Annotated in this window: 18 protein-coding genes; 9 read left to right on the top strand and 9 right to left on the bottom strand. The window is 67.4% G+C overall.

The features are described from left to right. Window positions 1–56: 56 nt before the first annotated feature. The 6 genes from FQU96_RS22275 to FQU96_RS22250 all read right to left on the bottom strand — a co-directional run bounded on the left by FQU96_RS22275 (window position 57) and on the right by FQU96_RS22250 (window position 6,576). Entirely contained in the window at window positions 57–818 is a 762-nt protein-coding gene (locus FQU96_RS22275) for an IclR family transcriptional regulator (RefSeq protein ID WP_146543545.1), read from the bottom strand. Between the two features lie 5 nt (window positions 819–823). Further along, window positions 824–2,260: an amidase gene (locus tag FQU96_RS22270; RefSeq protein ID WP_146543544.1), complete on the bottom strand. Its 1,437-nt coding sequence runs from the start codon at window positions 2,258–2,260 to the stop codon at window positions 824–826. Window positions 2,261–2,371: 111 nt separating this feature from the next. After that, window positions 2,372–3,064, bottom strand: a complete 693-nt coding sequence (locus FQU96_RS22265; RefSeq protein ID WP_146543543.1) for a DUF2889 domain-containing protein — start codon at window positions 3,062–3,064, stop codon at window positions 2,372–2,374. Window positions 3,065–3,397: 333 nt separating this feature from the next. Then, a complete protein-coding gene (locus FQU96_RS22260; RefSeq protein ID WP_146543542.1) occupies window positions 3,398–4,693 on the bottom strand; it encodes an HlyC/CorC family transporter in 1,296 nt (431 codons plus the stop codon). A gap of 186 nt (window positions 4,694–4,879) precedes the next feature. Continuing rightward, window positions 4,880–6,010: a 3-dehydroquinate synthase gene (aroB, locus tag FQU96_RS22255; RefSeq protein WP_146543541.1), complete on the bottom strand. Its 1,131-nt coding sequence runs from the start codon at window positions 6,008–6,010 to the stop codon at window positions 4,880–4,882. Continuing rightward, the gene (locus FQU96_RS22250) at window positions 6,007–6,576 is read right to left on the bottom strand and encodes a shikimate kinase (RefSeq protein WP_146543540.1); all 570 of its coding nucleotides are present in this window, start codon (window positions 6,574–6,576) and stop codon (window positions 6,007–6,009) included. The genes aroB and FQU96_RS22250 overlap by 4 nt, the downstream gene beginning before the upstream one ends. Before the next feature lie 15 nt (window positions 6,577–6,591). On the opposite strand from FQU96_RS22250, the gene FQU96_RS42500 reads away from it, so the two are divergent. The 4 genes from FQU96_RS42500 (at window position 6,592) to FQU96_RS22235 (ending at window position 10,032) form a co-directional block, all read left to right on the top strand. Further along, the gene (locus FQU96_RS42500; protein WP_218574815.1) at window positions 6,592–6,942 is read left to right on the top strand and encodes a hypothetical protein; all 351 of its coding nucleotides are present in this window, start codon (window positions 6,592–6,594) and stop codon (window positions 6,940–6,942) included. After that, window positions 6,939–7,922 (top strand): site-specific tyrosine recombinase XerD, encoded by a 984-nt coding sequence (gene xerD, locus FQU96_RS22245; protein ID WP_146543539.1) that lies wholly within the window; start codon window positions 6,939–6,941, stop codon window positions 7,920–7,922. The genes FQU96_RS42500 and xerD overlap by 4 nt, the downstream gene beginning before the upstream one ends. 69 nt (window positions 7,923–7,991) lie before the next feature. Then, window positions 7,992–8,972 carry a CoA ester lyase gene (locus FQU96_RS22240; protein WP_146543538.1) on the top strand — a complete coding sequence of 327 codons (981 nt, stop codon included), beginning with the start codon at window positions 7,992–7,994 and terminating at the stop codon, window positions 8,970–8,972. A gap of 103 nt (window positions 8,973–9,075) precedes the next feature. Then, entirely contained in the window at window positions 9,076–10,032 is a 957-nt protein-coding gene (locus tag FQU96_RS22235; RefSeq protein WP_146543537.1) for an acetyl-CoA carboxylase carboxyltransferase subunit alpha, read from the top strand. Between the two features lie 102 nt (window positions 10,033–10,134). Here FQU96_RS22235 and FQU96_RS22230 read toward each other — a convergent pair whose 3' ends face one another. Further along, a complete protein-coding gene (locus tag FQU96_RS22230; protein ID WP_146543536.1) occupies window positions 10,135–10,410 on the bottom strand; it encodes a BolA family transcriptional regulator in 276 nt (91 codons plus the stop codon). A gap of 167 nt (window positions 10,411–10,577) precedes the next feature. On the opposite strand from FQU96_RS22230, the gene FQU96_RS22225 reads away from it, so the two are divergent. From FQU96_RS22225 to cobT, 3 genes are all read left to right on the top strand, one after another. Then, complete coding sequence (locus FQU96_RS22225) at window positions 10,578–11,093, top strand: J domain-containing protein (protein ID WP_218574814.1); 516 nt, start codon at window positions 10,578–10,580, stop codon at window positions 11,091–11,093. A 216-nt stretch (window positions 11,094–11,309) separates the two neighbouring features. Then, entirely contained in the window at window positions 11,310–12,284 is a 975-nt protein-coding gene (gene cobS / locus FQU96_RS22220; RefSeq protein ID WP_146543534.1) for a cobaltochelatase subunit CobS, read from the top strand. Window positions 12,285–12,306: 22 nt separating this feature from the next. After that, on the top strand, window positions 12,307–14,232 hold the full coding sequence (gene cobT / locus FQU96_RS22215; protein ID WP_146543533.1) for a cobaltochelatase subunit CobT: 1,926 nt from the start codon (window positions 12,307–12,309) through the stop codon (window positions 14,230–14,232). On the opposite strand, the gene FQU96_RS22210 is transcribed toward cobT, so the two are convergent. Further along, entirely contained in the window at window positions 14,229–14,759 is a 531-nt protein-coding gene (locus tag FQU96_RS22210) for a bifunctional 2-polyprenyl-6-hydroxyphenol methylase/3-demethylubiquinol 3-O-methyltransferase UbiG (RefSeq protein WP_146543532.1), read from the bottom strand. The genes cobT and FQU96_RS22210 overlap by 4 nt on opposite strands. A 113-nt stretch (window positions 14,760–14,872) precedes the next feature. Here FQU96_RS22210 and FQU96_RS22205 point away from each other — a divergent pair, with 113 nt between their 5' ends. Further along, window positions 14,873–15,343, top strand: coding sequence for a DUF1178 family protein (locus tag FQU96_RS22205; protein ID WP_146543531.1), 471 nt, complete (start codon window positions 14,873–14,875; stop codon window positions 15,341–15,343). Window positions 15,344–15,352: 9 nt separating this feature from the next. Here the strand turns inward: FQU96_RS22205 and ubiG are convergent, their stop codons facing one another. Then, window positions 15,353–16,093, bottom strand: coding sequence for a bifunctional 2-polyprenyl-6-hydroxyphenol methylase/3-demethylubiquinol 3-O-methyltransferase UbiG (gene ubiG / locus FQU96_RS22200; RefSeq protein ID WP_146543530.1), 741 nt, complete (start codon window positions 16,091–16,093; stop codon window positions 15,353–15,355). A 199-nt stretch (window positions 16,094–16,292) separates the two neighbouring features. On the opposite strand from ubiG, the gene FQU96_RS22195 reads away from it, so the two are divergent. Continuing rightward, window positions 16,293–17,540, top strand: a complete 1,248-nt coding sequence (locus FQU96_RS22195) for an aspartate kinase (RefSeq protein WP_146543529.1) — start codon at window positions 16,293–16,295, stop codon at window positions 17,538–17,540. Window positions 17,541–17,803: the final 263 nt, after the last annotated feature.

Here is a 17,803-nt window from a genome sequence, read left to right as displayed (position 1 = left end):
GCATATGCAATACTGAGCGTGTCGGGCTCAGGTTGAAGATTCGGGGAGGCTTCCGGTTACACGTCAGGCATGGCCTCGCAGTGCAAGGCGACCTGCTTGCGCAGCAGGTCGGCGAGGCGCCGATGCTCTGCGCGGATACGGCGCGCTGACCCCGCTACAGAGAGCACCAGCGGCTTGTTTAGAATGTCGTTGAACGGCAGCCGTACGGCGACCGAGCCTATGTTGCGGAACACGCCGCCCGTAATCCAGCCGTAGCCTTCGCGACGGGTTCGGCCGACATGGCGCAGGACGTGCTCGACATCTTCCTGCGGGCCGGCGGCGGTGGCGTTGATCAGTCGCACGATGCGGCCGATCTCCGCATCGGTTCGCTCGGCCAGCAGCACCAGGCCGCCGGCAGTGCGGCAGATCGGCCGTGACACTCCTGGCCGCAGCGGCAGTTTGGTCAACGATCGGCGCGCCTCGATGACATACATATACTGCAGCTCGACACCGTTCTGCGTGGCGAGCATCGTCGTCATGCGTGTCAGCTCGCGAAGCCGCGCCAGCATTCCGAAGATCTCGTTGCGGCCGAGGGTGCCGGCGTGGATCCATCCGCCGAGCAGAGCCACGCGCATGGTCGGCGCGAAGCGGCGCGTCTCGGTGTCGTAGTTCAGATATCCCGTGCGTCGCAGGTCGTTCATCAGAAACGACGTGCTCGACTGCGGGTAGCCGAGCGTCGCGGCGATCTCACCGACTCCCGCTGGCCGACGTAGCTTCTCATAGAGATCAAGGATCTCAAGCGCCCGGCGCGCCGATTTCACCGTGCGTTCTGGTGGCATCGGCGTTAGGCCGCCGGATTGGCCGCCATTCTCACCAGCGACGCCGCCAGCGCCGGCGTGGGCCACGATGATGCCAGCGAGGCCGCTTCGTACGCCGCGGCGGCGCGCAGGATCAGGCGTTCGCTGTACTTGGGGCCGACGATCTGCAGGCCGGCCGGCAGGCCGTCGGACGTGAAGCCGCAGCGGATCGTGGCGCAGGGCTGGCCGGTATAGTTGAAGGCCACCGTGAACGGCGTCGCGCGCGCCCAGCGGTCGTTGCCCTGGGCGTGATACGGCATCGCGGCGTTCACCGGCGGTGCCGGGATGGTCGGCATCAGCAACAGGTCGTGGCGCTGATGGAACAGCGCCATCTCGGTGCCCAGGGCGATGCGCGCCAGCTCGCCCTCATAGGCCTCGGCGCGCGACACACCAAGGCCGCGCCGCGCGAGTTCGAGGAAGCCCGGGTCGAGGTCCGGCCAGCGCGCTTCGGGGATGCGCGACAAGGTCTCGCCGAAGCCGGCCAGCCAGTAGGTCTCGAAGCGCGGGCGCAACGGCGCGGTGACCTCGCCAACCTCTTCGACGATGGCACCCAGTGCCTCGAAGGCACGGGCCGCCGTCTGCACCAGCGCCGCAACCTCGGGGTCGGTCTGGGCGCCGCCGAACGTGGTCGTCACCGCGATCTTGAGCCCGGCAACGCCCGCCCACAGATCGGCGCCGAAGTCCTCGCCGGTGTAGGGCAGGGCGTACCAGTCGCGCGCATCGGGCTTGGCCATTTCGTTCAGCATCAGCGCCGCGTCGGCCACCGATCGCGTGATCGGTCCGGTGGCGACCAGGGTGCCGAAGGCGCCCTTGTGCGGCGCGTGCGGCACGCGACCGAACGTGGGTTTCAGGCCGAACAGGCCGCAGTGGGTGGCCGGGATGCGCACCGAGCCGCCGCCGTCGGTGCCCAGCGCCAGGGTGCCGATGCCGGCGGCCAGGGACGCCGCCGCGCCGCCGGACGAGCCGCCGGGTGTGCGTTCGAGGTTCCAGGGGTTGCGCGTGGTGCCGAACAGCGGCCCGTCGGTCATGCCCTTCCAGCCGTATTCCGGCGTCGTCGTCTTGCCCAGGATCACGCAGCCGGCCGCGCGCAGCCGCGCCGCCTCGGGGCAATCCTGCGCCGCCGGCGTATCGGGCGTCGTGCGCGAGCCGGCCCGCGTCGGAAAACCTTTGAGGTCGACCGTGTCCTTGATGGTGACCGGCACGCCATCGATCGGCGACAGCGGCGCACCGCGCCGCCAGCGTGCTTCCGACGCGCGCGCCTGTGCCATGGCGCCGTCGCGGTCGATGACCATGAACGCATTCAGCGCGCCGTTGTAGCGCTCGATGCGCCCGAACGCGGTCTCGGCCACCTCGACAGGCGACAACGCCAACCGCCGATAAAGGCCGCGCAGCTCGCTCGCCGATTTCCAGGCAATATCAGTCATCGTTTACCCCTGGGAGCGCGGGCGTCCCGCCCGCATCAAGCGTGTTGCGCCAAGACATGAGCGGGCCGGAGGCCCGCGCTCCCAGGAGCGCGAGTCCGGCTGGCGTATGTTTCAATCGCCCGCCGCGGCGTCATACGCCGCGATGCGGCTGCGGATCTTCGCGGCGGCGTCCTCGCGCACGGCCTCGCCGTCGGGGCCCTTGTAGAACAGCGGCGCCCATTGCTTCACGGCCTCGCCGTCGGACGCCCAGGCATGGCAGGTGTCGATCATGTAGGGCGGCCGATGCGCTTCCGGCGCGCGCGGCCGGCGCCGTCCCGGGACAGGCTCGCCCTTGGCGGCGGCCTGCTGCGCCTTGTGGGCGCGCATCAGCTCGACCGCCTTGCTGGAATGGATGGTCTGATACGCCGTGGTGCCCACCGGACCCAGCAGCTCGACCAGGTGGGTGCAGCCCTGCGTGCCGCCCAGCCGCTCGCGCGCCTGGCGGCGGAAGCCGCCGGCGATGCGCAGGCCGATCAGCCGCTTGAAGTTGGGGGTGATGTCGGGACAGATCCGGTAGGGCGCGTTGTCGGTCGCCGCCTCGACGTCGCGGATCGTCATCGTCTCGTCGACCGTGAGGCGGATCCACATGTTGTGGATGTACTCGCCGGGCTGCAGCACGCCACGCCAGCCTTCGTCCTGCGGATAGTGTTTCTCGTCCGTGATATGGCCCTCGATATCCCACAGGCCATCGTCACGGAAATAGCCCTGGCACGTCACCTTGCGCGTATGCAGAGGCCGGCGGGCGGCCGGCACGGGAAGCGGCATTCGATCCTCGGTCGTGAACGGATGTTCATGTGGCGCGGACTATAGTCACGCGCACTCTCGAAGCAACCCATGGACAGAGCGTCATTCTCGCACGATTTTTGTTGTTTCCAAAACGAGAATTCTATATAGATGACGGCGGCTGTGGCCCCCGCCGTCGAGGCTGACGGGCGTTTCGGGTGCGGCCATGACGGGCTCTCACGGACTTTCTGGCCGTAACTGGCCGCTATCTGCCGCCGCTTGGCCGCGTCGGATCGTGGCCAACAAGCCATTGAAACCAAACGACAATGTGACTTTCTGGCCGTATCTGCCCTTTCTGCCCGCGTGCGGCGGGGACTACGCTGCCGCGGCGGTCGGCGGCACCAGCCGCAGCTGGGCGATGCGATTGCCCTCGCGCTTGAGGACCTCGAAACGGAAACCATGGAAGGCAAATGTCTGGCCGACATCGGGGATGCGCCGCGCCTCGTGCAGCACCAGGCCGGCGATGGTGGTCGCCAGGTCCTCGGGCAGGTCCCAGCCGAACTCGCGGTTGAGGTCGCGCACCGGCACGCTGCCCGAGCAGACGTAGCTGCCGTCGCTGGCGGGCTCGACACCGACCACGCGCACGTCGTGCTCGTCGTCGATCTCGCCGACGATCTCCTCGATGATGTCCTCCAGGGTGACGACGCCCTCCAGGGCGCCGTACTCGTCGACCACCAGCGCGAAGTGCTCGCGCCGCAGCTTGAAGGCCTGCAACTGGTCCAGCAGCGAGGTCGTCTCGGGGATGAACCAGGGTTCGCTCACGAAGGCGTCGAGGTTGAGTGCCGCCAGAGCGCCGTCGTGACGGTGAACGGCGCGGAACAGCGCCTTGGCATGGATCACGCCGACAATGTTTTCGACCTGGCCGCGATAGAGCGGCAGCCGCGTGTGCGGGCTTTTCAGGACGAGGTCGACCAGTGTGTCGGTCGGCATGTCGATGTCGAACGCCTTGACGTTGGCGCGGTGGGTCATCACCGCCGACACCGCGAGGTCGGCCAGGTCGAGCACCGAGCGCAGCATCTGCTTTTCCGCCGGCGCCTCCGGCTCGTGTCCGCCTTCGCCGTGCATATCGATGGCGCCGCGCAGCAGTTCGTCGGCGGCATCGGCATGCGCCGCCGCCTTGACCCGCAGCAGCCGCAGCAGATAGCGCGCGATCGCGGCGATGGCGGTGGCCAGCGGTCCCAGCAGCGCCGTCGAGAAGCGGATGGGCCGCGCCAGCACCAGCGCCACGCGGTCGGCATGCAGCAGGGCCCAGGTCTTGGGCAGCACCTCGGAGAAGATCACCACCAGCACCGTCACCGCGATGGTGGCGTAGAAAACGCCGGCGGCGCCGAAGGCATCGGTCAGCATCGCCGTGCTGAGCGAGGCGGCCAGGATGTTGACCACGTTGTTGCCCAGCAGCATGGCGCTGATGACGTGGTCCTTGCGGTCGAGCAGGGCGTTCACGATGACGGCGCGGCGGTTGCCGGTGTGCGCCAGGCGGTGCAGGCGCGGCCGCGAGGCGCCGGTGATCGCCGTTTCGCTCGCCGAGAAGAACGCCGACAGCGCCAGGCACAGCAGGATCAGCGGCCCCGCGATCTCCGGCCCGATACCGAAGTCGAAATCAGGATCCATGACGGGGCGTCATGGTTGGGATGTTGGCATCGGTTTACCTTCCCCCGCTTGCGGGGGAAGGTGGCGCGTAGCGCCGGATGGGGGTGCCTCGCGATCAGACGGAGTCTGTATCAGGTTCCCCCCATCCGCCCTTCGGGCACCTTCCCCCGCAAGCGGGGGAAGGTAGAAAACAACTTCGCCCATCGCTCAGGCCGCGAGTGCGCGGCGCACGGTATCCAGCGCCGGGGCCTCGTCGATGCTGCGGGCCACGAAGGCCTGGCCGATGCCGCGCACCAGCACGAAGGTGATGCGGCCGTCGCGGTTCTTCTTGTCGCCGCGCATGTGATCGACCAGCCGTGCGGCATCCCAGGCCCGCGCGTTGTCGCCGGGGATGGCGCGCGGCGAGGTCGCGAGCCCGACCGACTCCAGATGCCGGCGCACGCGCGCCGCATCCGGTGCCGGGCACAGGCCCAGGGCCGCCGACATGTCGAACGCCATCACCATGCCGATGCCGACCGCTTCGCCGTGCAGCAGGTCGCCGCCGTAGCCGGTCTCCTTCTCCAGCGCATGGCCGAACGTGTGGCCGAGGTTGAGCAGTGCGCGCAGGTCGCCGGTCTCGCGTTCGTCGCCGGCCACGATGCGCGCCTTGGCGAGGCAACTGCGCGCGATCGCCTCGATGCGCGCGGCATGATCGCCCGCCAGCAGCGCGCCGCCGTTGGCCTCCAGCCAGGCGAAGAACGGGGCATCGTCGATCAGGCCGTACTTCACCACCTCGGCGTAGCCCGCCAGCAGCTCGCGCGGCGGCAAGGTGTCGAGCACGGCGGTGTCGGCGATCACCAGGCGCGGCTGGTGGAAGCTGCCGACCAGGTTCTTGCCGTGGCGCGTGTTGATGCCGGTCTTGCCGCCCACCGAACTGTCGACCTGCGCCAGCAGGGTGGTGGGGATCTGGATGAAATCGACGCCGCGCAGCAGCACCGCGGCGGCGAACCCGGTGAGGTCGCCGACCACGCCGCCGCCCAGCGCGATCAGCACGGTGCCGCGGTCGGGCCGCTGGTCGAGCAGCGCCTCCATCAGGCGCTGGAAGGCGCCGAATTCCTTGCTGCGTTCGCCGGCCGGCACGATCACCGTGGCAGCCCGGATGCCGGCCGCGTCCAGCGCGCGCACCACGCGGTCCAGGTGCAGTGGCGCCACGATGTCGTCGCTCACCACGATGGCGCGGCGTCCCGGGATCAGTGGCGCGCACAAGGCGCCGGCACGATCGAGCAGGCCGGCGCCGATGTCGATGCTGTAGCGTCGCTCGCCCAGCTCGACGGTGACCTGACGGACGGTGTCGCTCATGACGCGGCTCCGGCCGGCGTGTTGGTGTGCAGGAACGCCGCGAGCGCGTCGATCACCTCGTCCGTCGTGCGGTCGGCTGGCGAATCGCGGCTGTCGACGGTGATGTCGGCTTCGGCGTAGATGGGGTAACGGATCGACATGAGACGTTGCAACACAGCTTCGGGATTGTCCTGCTTCAGCAGTGGCCGGTTGGTGCGCCGCCCGACGCGCTCGATCAGCACCGGCAGTTCGGCCCGCAGCCAGATGGTGATGGCGCGTTCGCGCATCACCATGCGCGTCTGCGGGTCCATGAAGGCGCCGCCGCCGGTGGCCAGCACGATCGCGGGCCCGTCGAGCAGGCGCTGGATGACGCGGCGCTCGCCGGCGCGGAACTGCGCCTCGCCGTACCGGTCGAAGAACTCCTCGATGCTGCAGTCCGCCGCTTTCTCGATCTCGATATCGGCATCGATAAAGGGAAGGCCCAGCCGGTGGGCCAGCCGCCGTCCGATGGCGCTCTTGCCGGCACCCATCAAGCCGACCAGCGCTACCGTGCGGTCGGGCGCGGGCACGCTCCTAGCGGTCAGCATGGCGCTGGGCCCGACTTGCTGCAGGACCGCCAAATGGGGCGGGAAAAAGGCGATTCACCGAACTTTCTCAATGTGTTGCGCACCAAACCGCAATTGTCATCGCGATCCGTACACGCTAGTGTGGCCAATATCGCCGCTCGCGCCGCGCCACACAAGCGGGGCGCGGGTCGTTCCCTCCGACCAAAGCCGGCGCCCGTGTTCGGTAAGCGTAGCCAGTTTCAAAGCGGGATGAGCTTCCGTTCCGTTCTCCTGATCATCCTCGCCATCGTCCTGGTGGCGGGCTTTGTCGTGCTCGCGTTCATCGACGTGGCGCCGCCCCAGCGCACGCGCGAGATCCCCATCCTGCCGCCGCCGTCCGCCAAATGACGACGGCTGCGACAACCCGCCCCGGCCCCCCGCCGGTCCGCCGGCGGGGTCGGCGGCCCAAGGAGGAGCCGCGCCGCGTCACCGAGGTCGAGCTGTTCCTCGAGATGCTGGCGGCGGAGCGCGGCGCGGCCGTCAACACGCTGGAAGCCTATGGCCGCGATCTCGACGCGCTGTGCGCCTTCCTGGCCCGCCGCAAGGAAGGGCCGCTCGATGCCACGTCGGATGCGCTGCGCGCCTACATCGCCAGCCTGCGACATATGGGCATGGCCAGTCGCACCTCGGCGCGGCGCCTGTCGTCGATCCGCCAGTTCTTTCGCTTTCTGCTGGCCGAGGGCAAGCGCACGGACGATCCCTCGGCGGTACTCGATTCGCCGCGGCTGGACAGGCCGCTGCCCAAGGTGCTGTCGCAAGACGATGTCGCAGCCCTGATCGCGGCGGCATCCAAGCGCGATGCGCGCGAGGGCCTGCGCCTGTCGGCGCTGATGGAACTGCTCTATGCCACCGGCATGCGCGTGTCGGAACTCGTCGGCCTGCCGTTGGCGGCGGTGGAACGCGATCCCGAGGCGCTGATCGTGCGCGGCAAGGGCGACAAGGAGCGCCTGGTGCCGCTGGGCGAACCGGCGCGCGATGCCATCCTGGCCTGGCTCGGCGCGCGCGCTTCAGGTCTCAAGGGCGGCAAGGCGTCACCCTACCTGTTCCCCTCGCGCAGCCGCGAGGGCCATCTGACGCGTCAGCGTTTTGCCCAGCTGCTGAAGGAGCTGGCGATCGAGGCCGGTCTCGATCCGCAGCGCGTCTCGCCGCACGTGCTGCGCCACGCCTTTGCCAGCCATCTGCTGGCGCATGGCGCCGACCTGCGCAGCGTGCAACTGATGCTGGGTCATGCCGACATCGCCACGACGCAGATCTACACGCACGTGCTCGACGAGAAGCTGCGTCAGCTGGTCGAGGACAAGCACCCGCTAGCCAAAAGCGACGGCTGAAATCGGGTGTTGCGCTGCAGTATTACGTGATATTGCGTCGCACAAGAACACCGCCGTAAGGATCCTGTCATGAGCTTCACCATCGTCGAGCCGGTCACGTCGCGCCTGAACCGCAGCGAACTGGCGGTGCCGTGCAGCCGGACCGAGCTGTTCGAGAAGGCGGCCAAGGGCAGCGCCGACGTGATCTTCCTCGACCTCGAGGACGCGGTGGCGCCGGACGACAAGGAGCGCGCGCGCAAGAACTGCGTGCAGGCGCTGAACGACATCGACTGGCGCGGCAAGACGATCTCGTTGCGCGTCAACGGGCTCGATACGCACTGGATGTATCGCGACGTGGTCGACGTCCTGGAAGGCGCGCCCGGCAAGCTCGACCTGATCATGATTCCCAAGGCCGGCACGGCGGCTGACATCTACGCCGTCGACATGCTGGTGACGCAGATCGAGGCGGCGACCAAGGTCAGCAAGCGCATCGGCTTCGAGATGATCATCGAGACGGCGCTGGGGATGCAGAACATTGATGCCATCGCCGGCGCCAGCAAGCGCAACGAGTCGCTGCACTTCGGCGTTGCCGACTATGCCGCCTCGACCAAGGCCAAGACCGTGAACATCGGCGGCCCGCATCCGCAGTACGGCGTGCTGACCGACACCGATGCCGAGGGCAAGCGCACCTATTTCTGGGGCGATGTCTGGCACTACGCGATCTCGCGCATGGTGGTGGCCGCCCGCGCGCATGGCCTGCGGCCGATCGACGGTCCGTTCGGCGACTTCTCCGATGCCGAGGGTTTTCGCGCCCAGGCCAACCGCGCCGCGGTGCTGGGCTGCGAAGGCAAGTGGGCAATCCATCCCTCGCAGATCGCACTCGCCAACGAAGTCTTCGGTCCCAGCACCGAGGAGATCGCCAAGGCCAAGCGCATTCTCGATGCCATGCTGGCGGCACAGCGCGAAGGCAAGGGTGCGGTGGCGCTCGACGGCAAGCTGATCGACAACGCGTCGATCAAGCAGGCTGAGGTGCTGCTGAACATGGCCAAGCGGCTGGGCATGGCGGTGTAAGCCTCTTGCAGCGCAGTGAATGATGCACCGGCCTGCGCTGCGGCGTGCTTGACACCGCCGCAGCGGGCCGGCTAGCGGTCGACAGCGGGCAACCGGAGCCGATATGCCAACAACGTTCCTCGACTTCGAGAAGCCGATCGCGGACCTCGAGGGCGCCATCATGGAGCTGCGCCATCGTGGTGATGGCGAAGGCGTCGACATCGCCGAGGAAGTGTCGCGCCTGCAGGCCAAGGTCGAGCGTCAGATCAAGACGACCTATGCCAAGCTGACGCCGTGGCAGCGCGTGCAGGTGGCGCGCCACCCCGAGCGGCCGCATGCGTTGAAATACGTCGATAGCCTGATCGAGACCTTCACGCCGCTGGCGGGCGATCGTGCCTTTGCCGAGGACGCCGCGATCGTCGGCGGCCTGGGCCGGTTCCGCGGCCGCCCGTGCTTGGTGATCGGCCAGGAGAAGGGCGACGACACCGAGAGCCGCATCAAGCACAATTTCGGCATGGTGAAGCCCGAGGGTTATCGCAAGGCGCAGCGCCTGATGAAGCTCGCCGATCGTTTCGGCCTGCCGGTGATCACCTTCGTCGACACCGCCGGCGCCTATCCCGGCGTCGACGCCGAGGCACGCGGCCAGGCCGAGGCGATCGCGCGCAGCATCGAGGTGTGCCTGGAACTCGGCGTGCCGCTGGTCAGCCTCGTGATCGGCGAGGGCGGTTCCGGTGGCGCCGTGGCGTTGGCGGCGGCGAACCGCGTGCTGATGATGGAGCACGCCGTCTATTCCGTGATCACGCCGGAGGGCTGCGCCTCGATCCTGTGGCGTTCGGCGGAGAACGCCAAGGACGCCGCCGAGGCGCTACGGCTCACGTCAGACGATCTGAAGAAGCTCGGTGTGTGCGACACCGTGGTGGGCGAGCCGCTGGGCGGCGCGCATCGCGACCCCGACGCCGCCGTCAAGGCCGCCGGCGATGCGATCGAGACCGAACTGGCGGCGCTCGACGGCATGGACGCGGTGGCGCTGCGCCAACACCGACGCGATAAGTTCCTGGCGATGGGCTCGAAGGGGCTGTGAGGGGCAGCGCTGTCATCCCGAGCGTAGCGAGGGATCTTCTGCGCGCGGCGCACCGAGCATTTCTTGAGAAAGATCCCTCGCTGCGCTCGGGATGACGGGCGATCAACCGGCTTCGGTCGGCGTCTTGGTGATCAGCGCCAGCGCATGCAAGCCCTGGGCGAATTCGCCCTTCAGCAGATCGTAGACCAGGCGCTGGCGCGCCACGCGGCTCTTGCCTTCGAAGGCCGCCGACACGATCTCGACGGTGAAGTGGCTTTCGCCACCGTCGCGGGCGCCGGAGTGGCCGGCGTGCTTGGCCGAATCGTCGGTGACCTTCAACGCAGAGGGCGCTAACGCTTCGCGGATCTTGTGCTCGATGGCATCGGCGACGGCACCCATGAACGAACTCCTGCTGTTGTGATGTCAACGGCAATCTTCGCCGTCGGCATCTTGCTCAGATGGCTGGTGGCGCGCATATATCTAGAATGCCTGGCGGACGACGCAAATCGGTTTTGACGGCTTCGGACATACGCATTGAAGGGCGCGTGTGCGAGCATCCGGGCTGCATGGCGGCGGCCGAATTCCGGGCGCCAAAGTCGCGCACCCAGCTCCATCAATACCGCTGGTTCTGCCTCGAGCACGTGCGCGAGTACAACGCCAAGTGGGACTTCTACGCCGGCATGAACGAGACCGAGATCGAAGCGCAGATCCGCGCCGACCAGACATGGCGGCGCCCGACCTGGAAGGTCGGCGCGCGCACCGATCGGCGGGCGACGAACGATCCGCTGGAAGATCTGCTCGACCCTTACGATATCCTTGCCGACTCGGAAGTGCTGCAGGCCAAGGGCAAGCGTCGGGCGCCGGCGCAACCCAACAACCTGACGCCGGCGGAGCAGCAGGCCTTGTCGATCCTCGATCTCACATGGCCGCAGACGTTGGACTCGGTAAAGGTGCGCTACAAGCAGCTGGCCAAGCGCCACCACCCCGACGCCAACGGCGGCAGCAAGGAAGCCGAAGAGCGCCTCAAGCTGATCAACCGCGCCTATACGACCTTGCGCCAGAGTCCGCATTTCGCGGCGTGATGCGAGGCGCTTCGACAGCCCGCCGTGCCGGGGTGCCAATTTGGCTACGCTGTTGGAACCAATGCGCGTCTGTTGAATTAAGTAACTGAAATTTCTGTTCAAAACGCGCGATGGGCAGCTTTGCGGTAGCTGCAAGATAGGACAGCATTTCAGCCCTTGCGAGGGGATCGGTGGCCTGCCATCCTCGCGCGCCCTTCCTCCTTGGACCCTTTTGTGATGAACCCCGACTCCGGTCAGCCCGACACATCCGTTTCCGTTCGCGAGAAGTTCGCCATCGACAGCGACATGATGGTGCCGGCGTTCGGCCAAGCCACCGAGCACGTGCCGGTGATCGATCCCGACTACCTGTTCGATCACGACACGACCTTGGCCATCCTGGCCGGGTTCGCGCACAACCGACGCGTCATGATCCAGGGCTACCACGGTACCGGCAAGTCGACGCACATCGAGCAGGTGGCGGCGCGGCTGAACTGGCCCTGCATCCGCGTCAACCTCGACAGCCACGTGAGCCGTATCGACCTGATCGGCAAGGACGCCATCGTCCTGCGCGACGGCAAGCAGGTCACCGAATACAAGGAAGGCATCCTGCCGTGGGCACTGCAGCACGCCTGCGCGCTGGTGTTCGACGAGTACGATGCCGGCCGCGCCGACGTGATGTTCGTGATCCAGCGCGTGCTGGAGGTCGAGGGCAAGATGACCTTGCTCGACCAGAACAAGGTGATCCAGCCGCACCCGGCGTTCCGCCTGTTCTCGACCGCCAACACCGTCGGCCTGGGCGACACGACCGGCCTCTATCACGGCACGCAGCAGATCAACCAGGGCCAGATGGACCGCTGGTCGATCGTCACCGTGCTGAACTATCTGCCGCACGATCAGGAAGTCGGCATCGTGCTGGCCAAGGCCAAGCACTACGCCACCGACCCTGGCCGCAAGGTCGTCAGCAACATGGTGGCGCTTGCCGACCTGACGCGTGCCGGTTTTGTCGCCGGCGACATTTCGACCGTCATGTCGCCGCGCACCGTCATCACGTGGGCGCAGAACGCGCAGATCTTCGGTGACGTCGGCTTTGCCTTCCGTCTGACCTTCCTCAACAAGTGCGACGAGGTCGAGCGTACGACGGTGGCCGAGTACTACCAGCGCTGCTTCGGCAAGGAACTGCCGATGGGCCATGGCAAGGCCAAGCTGCACTAAGACATCGTCATAGGGGCCCGACGTGGCCGGCAAGGACACTACACCGCTCGAAGAGTTCCGGCGTGTGACGGCCGCGACCATGCGCGCCGTCTCGCGGCGCGACGTGAACGTCACGTTCGTGCCTGACGGCGGCCAACTCATGGGTCAGGAAGCCCGCATCACGGTGCCGGCGCGCGATCTGCCGGCCGATGACGTGGCGCGCGCCCGCGGCGAATCCGACTCGATGGCGCTGAAGATGCGCTATCACGACCGCCGCATGCATCTGCGGCGCATGCCGGCCGGCGAAGCGGCGCGCGCGGTGTTCGATGTGGTCGAGCAGGTCCGCGTCGAGTCGATCGGCGCACGGCGCATGCCGGGCGTGGCCGACAACCTCGATGCGGTGTGGACCGAGCGCTGCGAGCAGCGCGGTTATCGCCGCGTGCGCACCAAGGACGACGCGCCGGTGGCCGATGTCGTCGGCCTGCTGGTGCGCGAGCGGCTGCTGGGCGCGGCGCCGCCCGAATCGGCGCGCGAGATGGTCGATCTCTGGCGGTCGGATGTCGAGCAGGCAGCCGGCAAGGATCTCGACAAGCTGGCCGAAACCATCGGCAATCAGGAGCAGTTCGCCCGCGCGCTGCGCCGGCTGATCAAGGACCTGCACCTGGGCGACGATTCGGCCGACCTCGACGACGACAGCGACGAGGATCAGGATTCGAGCGAGAATCCCGAGGGCGAATCCAACGAGACCGGCGAGGACGGCCAGGACTCGACCGAGACCCACGGCTACGGCGCGCAGGGCGAGGAGACCGAGGACACCTCGGACCAGGACGATTCCTCGGAGACCGTTGCCGACCAGGCCCAGACCGAAATGCAGATGGGCGCCGGCGACGAGGACGAGCCGGGCCGCGCCGAGCGGCCGTGGTTGCCGCCCGGTGCGCTGAGCAACGAGCCGGCCGGCCAGCAATACCACGCCTATACGACCAAGTTCGACGAGGTGGTCGACGCCGTCGATCTGTGCGACGCCGACGAACTGGGCCGCCTGCGCCAGCACCTGGACCAGCAGTTGTCGCACCTGTCCGGTGTAATCGGGCGCCTGGCAAACCGTCTGCAGCGCAAGCTGATGGCGCAGCAGAACCGCTCGTGGGAGTTCGATCTCGACGAGGGCATGCTGGATGGCGCGCGGCTGGCGCGGGTTGTCGCCAATCCGACGCAGCCGCTGTCCTTCAAGCAGGAGAAAGACACCACGTTCCGCGACACCGTGGTGAGCCTGCTGATCGATAATTCCGGCTCCATGCGCGGTCGGCCGATCACCGTGGCGGCGATGAGCGCCGACATCCTGGCGCGCACGCTCGAGCGCTGCGGCGTGAAGGTCGAGATCCTCGGCTTCACGACGCGGGCCTGGAAGGGCGGCCAGAGCCGCGAGCAGTGGCTGGCGGCGGGCAAGCCGGCCAACCCCGGCCGACTCAATGACCTGCGCCACATCGTCTACAAAGCCGCCGATGCGCCGTGGCGGCGGGCACGCAAGAACCTCGGCCTGATGCTGCGCGAGGGCATTCTCAAGGAGAACATCGACGGCGAAGCGCTGTTGTGGGCCCACAACCGGCTGCTGCCGCGCGGTGAGGATCGCCGCATCCTCATGGTGATTTCCGATGGTGCGCCGGTCGACGACTCGACGTTGTCGGTGAACCCCGGCAACTACCTGGAGCGCCACCTGCGCGATGTCATCGACTGGATCGAGTCGCGCTCACCGGTCGAGCTGGTCGCCATCGGCATCGGCCACGACGTGACGCGTTACTATCGCCGCGCCGTCACCATCGTCGACGCCGACCAGTTGGGTGGCACCATGATGGAGCAGCTGGCCTCGCTGTTCGACGAAGACGAGAGCGAGCGCGTCGCCGGCGAGCTGCGCCGGGCCGGCCGCAAGATCAACGCCGCCATGCTGGGCGCCCAGAAGCGCCGCCGGGCCTAGGATAACGAGACCCGGCGCGCCGCGATGCGCTGGCGGACCGACGGACTGGGCGTTTCAGTGAGCCCTGCCTCGTAGGCCACGACCGACAGGCGGGCGGTCCGGGTCAACTCAAGCAACTCCCCATCGCCCAGAAGAAAGTCTGGATTGCTCGGCTTCCCGTAACGCTCGTGGCCGACCATGAAGGTTTCGTAAAGCAACACACCACCGGGCCGCAGGGCGGCCAGCAGAGCCGGGAACAGCGGTCGGTACAGGTAGTTGGTGACGACGATGCCGGCGAAGGTTTCGCTGGCCAGCGGCCAGGGGCCGCCATCCTCCAGGTCGGCTGCGATGATTCGCACCGCCCCCGCCGCCGCGGGGAAGCGCGCCGACAAGGCGCTGACGTCCCTGTCAATCGCTGTCACCGGATGGCCAAGGGCCGTCAGCAGGGCGGTGTGGCGGCCCTTGCCGGCCGCGACGTCGAGCACCGGGCCGCCCGGTTCGATCAGGGGCGCCCACCGGGCAATCCAGGGCGAGGGAGGTATGTCCATGCTGGGCTGGTCTCTTTTGCGCCATCTTGCCAAAAGGTTACAATGACCCCATGTCTCTTGGCACTCGGCTACACCGAGTGCCAAGGATCTGGACCTGTGTATACTGACGAGCGATGATCAAGTACCGCCTGCGCTGCGCAAACGACCATGCCTTCGAAAGCTGGTTCAAGGACAGTGCCACCTACGAACGGCAGGAGAAGCGCAAGCTTCTGGAGTGCCCGGTCTGCGGCAATCCCAAAGTCGAGCGGGCGATCATGGCGCCCAATGTCGGCCGCAAGGGCAATGCCAGGACCGAGGTGGTGCCGGCGGCCGCGCCCGACACGGCGGCCCCGAGCGTGCCGGCGGTCGTACCCGGCCCTGCCATGCCGGCCGAGATGCGCAAGATGCTTATGGAACTGCGCCAGCAGGTTGAAAAGAACTGCGACTATGTCGGCGACAAGTTCGCCGACGAAGCGCGCAAGATCCACTACGGTGAGACCGACCAGCGCGGCATCTACGGCGAAACGACGGACGACGAAGCGGCCGCCCTGGCCGATGAGGGAATCGAGTTCGGCAAGCTGCCCTGGCTGCCCAAGGGCAACTGATCGCCCGCGTCAGGCCGCTTTTGTCGCCACCATCAGGTAGTTGACATCCAGGTCGCGCGGATGGACCCGCCAGCGGCCCGTGACCGGACTGTAGACCAGGCCCGCCAGCGTTTCGACCGACAGGCCGGCGGTGCGCAGCGGACGAGCGGCCTCCGACGGTTTCACGAACTTGCGCCAGTCATGGGTGCCGCGCGGCAGCCAGCCCAGCACGTATTCGGCGCCGACGATGCCCAACGCGAATGCCTTGGCCGTGCGGTTGAGCGTACTCAGGATCAGCAGCCCGCCGGGCCGCACCAGATCGGCGCAGCAGTTCAGGAACAGGCCGGGCTCGGCGACATGCTCGATGATCTCGAGTGCCAGCACCACGTCGAACGCCTCGCCGGCCGCCTGCAGCGCCTCGGCGGTGTCGCAGCGATAATCGATCGCGAGACGCATGCGCTCGGCGTGCAGTTTGGCGACGGCGACGTTCTTGTCCGACGCATCGATGCCGACAACATCGGCGCCCAGGCGACACATCGGCTCGCAGACCAGGCCGCCGCCGCAGCCGATATCGAGCAGACGCAGGCCGGCGAGCGGCGCCGGTTGCAGCGGGTCGCGGTTGAACCGGGCCGCGACATGGTCGCGCACGAAGCCGACGCGTGCCGGGTTGAGCCGGTGCAGGGGCGCAAACTTACCGCCGGCATCCCACCATTCGTCGGCGATCCGCGAGAATCGCTCGACCTCGGCCGGATCGACGGTGGTGGCGTTCATCGAATGATCTCCCGCGGGACCGCCCTTGCAGCACCGCTTGCTGGACGGCGGACCCGACGCTAGATATACGCGCCTTTTTTCAGGCCGACAGCCGGCGCGACAAACCATCGCCGGCTGACCGCCTGTTCTTCGCGATCGCGTGGGTGATATCGCGGGGCGCCGGGGTGCGTCGGGAGTTTGTCATGGGTTCGAGGCTGGCATGGCCCTGATTGTTCAGAAGTTCGGTGGGACGTCGGTTGGTGATATCGACCGCATCAAGAACGTTGCCGTCAAAGTGAAGAAAGAGGTCGAGGCCGGCCACAAGGTGGCTGTCGTGGTCTCGGCCATGTCCGGCGTCACCAACCAGCTCGTGGGCTATGTCGACACGATCGCGCCGCTGTACGACGTGCGCGAATATGACGTGGTGGTCTCGACCGGTGAGCAGGTGACCATCGGCCTGCTGGCGCTGGCGCTGCAGCAGATCGGCGTCAAGGCGCGCTCCTTTACGAGCTGGCAGCTGCCGGTGCGGACCAACGACGCCCACGGCAAGGCGCGGGTCGACACCATCGGCACCGACGAGATCCTGGCGGCGATGAACGACGGCACCGTGGCGGTAGTGCCCGGCTTCCAGGGCGTGAGCCCCGAGGGACGGGTGACCACGTTGGGCCGCGGCGGATCCGATACCTCGGCCTTGGCGCTGGCGGCGGCGCTGAAAGCCGATCGCTGCGACATCTACACCGATGTCGACGGCGTCTACACGACCGATCCGCGGATCACCGACAAGGCGCGCAAGCTGCCGATGGTGACCTACGAGGAGATGCTGGAAATGGCATCGCTGGGCTCCAAGGTGCTGCAGACGCGGTCGGTGGAGCTGGCGATGAACCACGGCGTGCGCGTGCAGGTGCTGTCGACCTTCTCCGAGGCGCTGGGCAGCGATCTGCCCGGCACGCTCGTCGTCGATGAGGAAGAGATCATGGCAAAGGGTCTGGAGCAGTCGGTTGTCAGCGGCATCGCCTATGCCAAGGACGACGTGAAGATCACCGTGGCCGGCGTCGCCGACCGGCCGGGCATCGCGGCCTCCCTGTTCGGGCCGCTGGCGGTGGCCAACATCAACGTCGACATGATCGTCCAGAACGTGTCGCTCGACGGCAAGGCCACCGACATCACCTTCACGCTGCCCAAGGCCGATCTGCCGCGGGCGGTCGCCGAGCTGGAGAAGTGCCAGTCCAACATCGGCTTCAAGGAACTGAAGACCGACACCAACGTCGCCAAGATCTCGGTGATTGGCGTGGGCATGCGCAGCCATGCCGGCGTGGCGCTGACCATGTTTGAGACGCTGGCCAAGAAGGGCATCAATATCGAGGTGATCTCGACCTCGGAAATCAAGATCAGCGTGCTGATCGAGGCCGAATACACCGAGCTGGCCGTGCGTGCACTGCACACCGCTTATGGTCTGGATGCGGCCTGACCGGGGGTGCTTGTCAGGCGTTCATAGCGGAGACATGTCAATTTCTCAGTGCTCTGCGCGCTGCTGAAACCCCTTGCCCGACGTGCGGTCTCTGTCCCGATTGTCATGCTGGACGGCGTCGGGGAAAGCAGCGATAAGGCGTCCATGTTCGCGATGCGCGACAGTGGATGGGCTCCTGCGCCGGCCGTCTCCGGGACGGCCGCCGATGCGCCCGCGCGTCGTGTCGCCGCGGCATCCATGCGCGTAGCCCATTGTTGTGGCGT

The organism is Reyranella sp. CPCC 100927, from assembly GCF_007859315.1.
Lineage (GTDB): Bacteria > Pseudomonadota > Alphaproteobacteria > Reyranellales > Reyranellaceae > Vineibacter.
The sequence above is the reverse complement of the archived record's forward strand: the minus strand, read 5'-3'. Positions and strand labels throughout refer to the sequence as shown.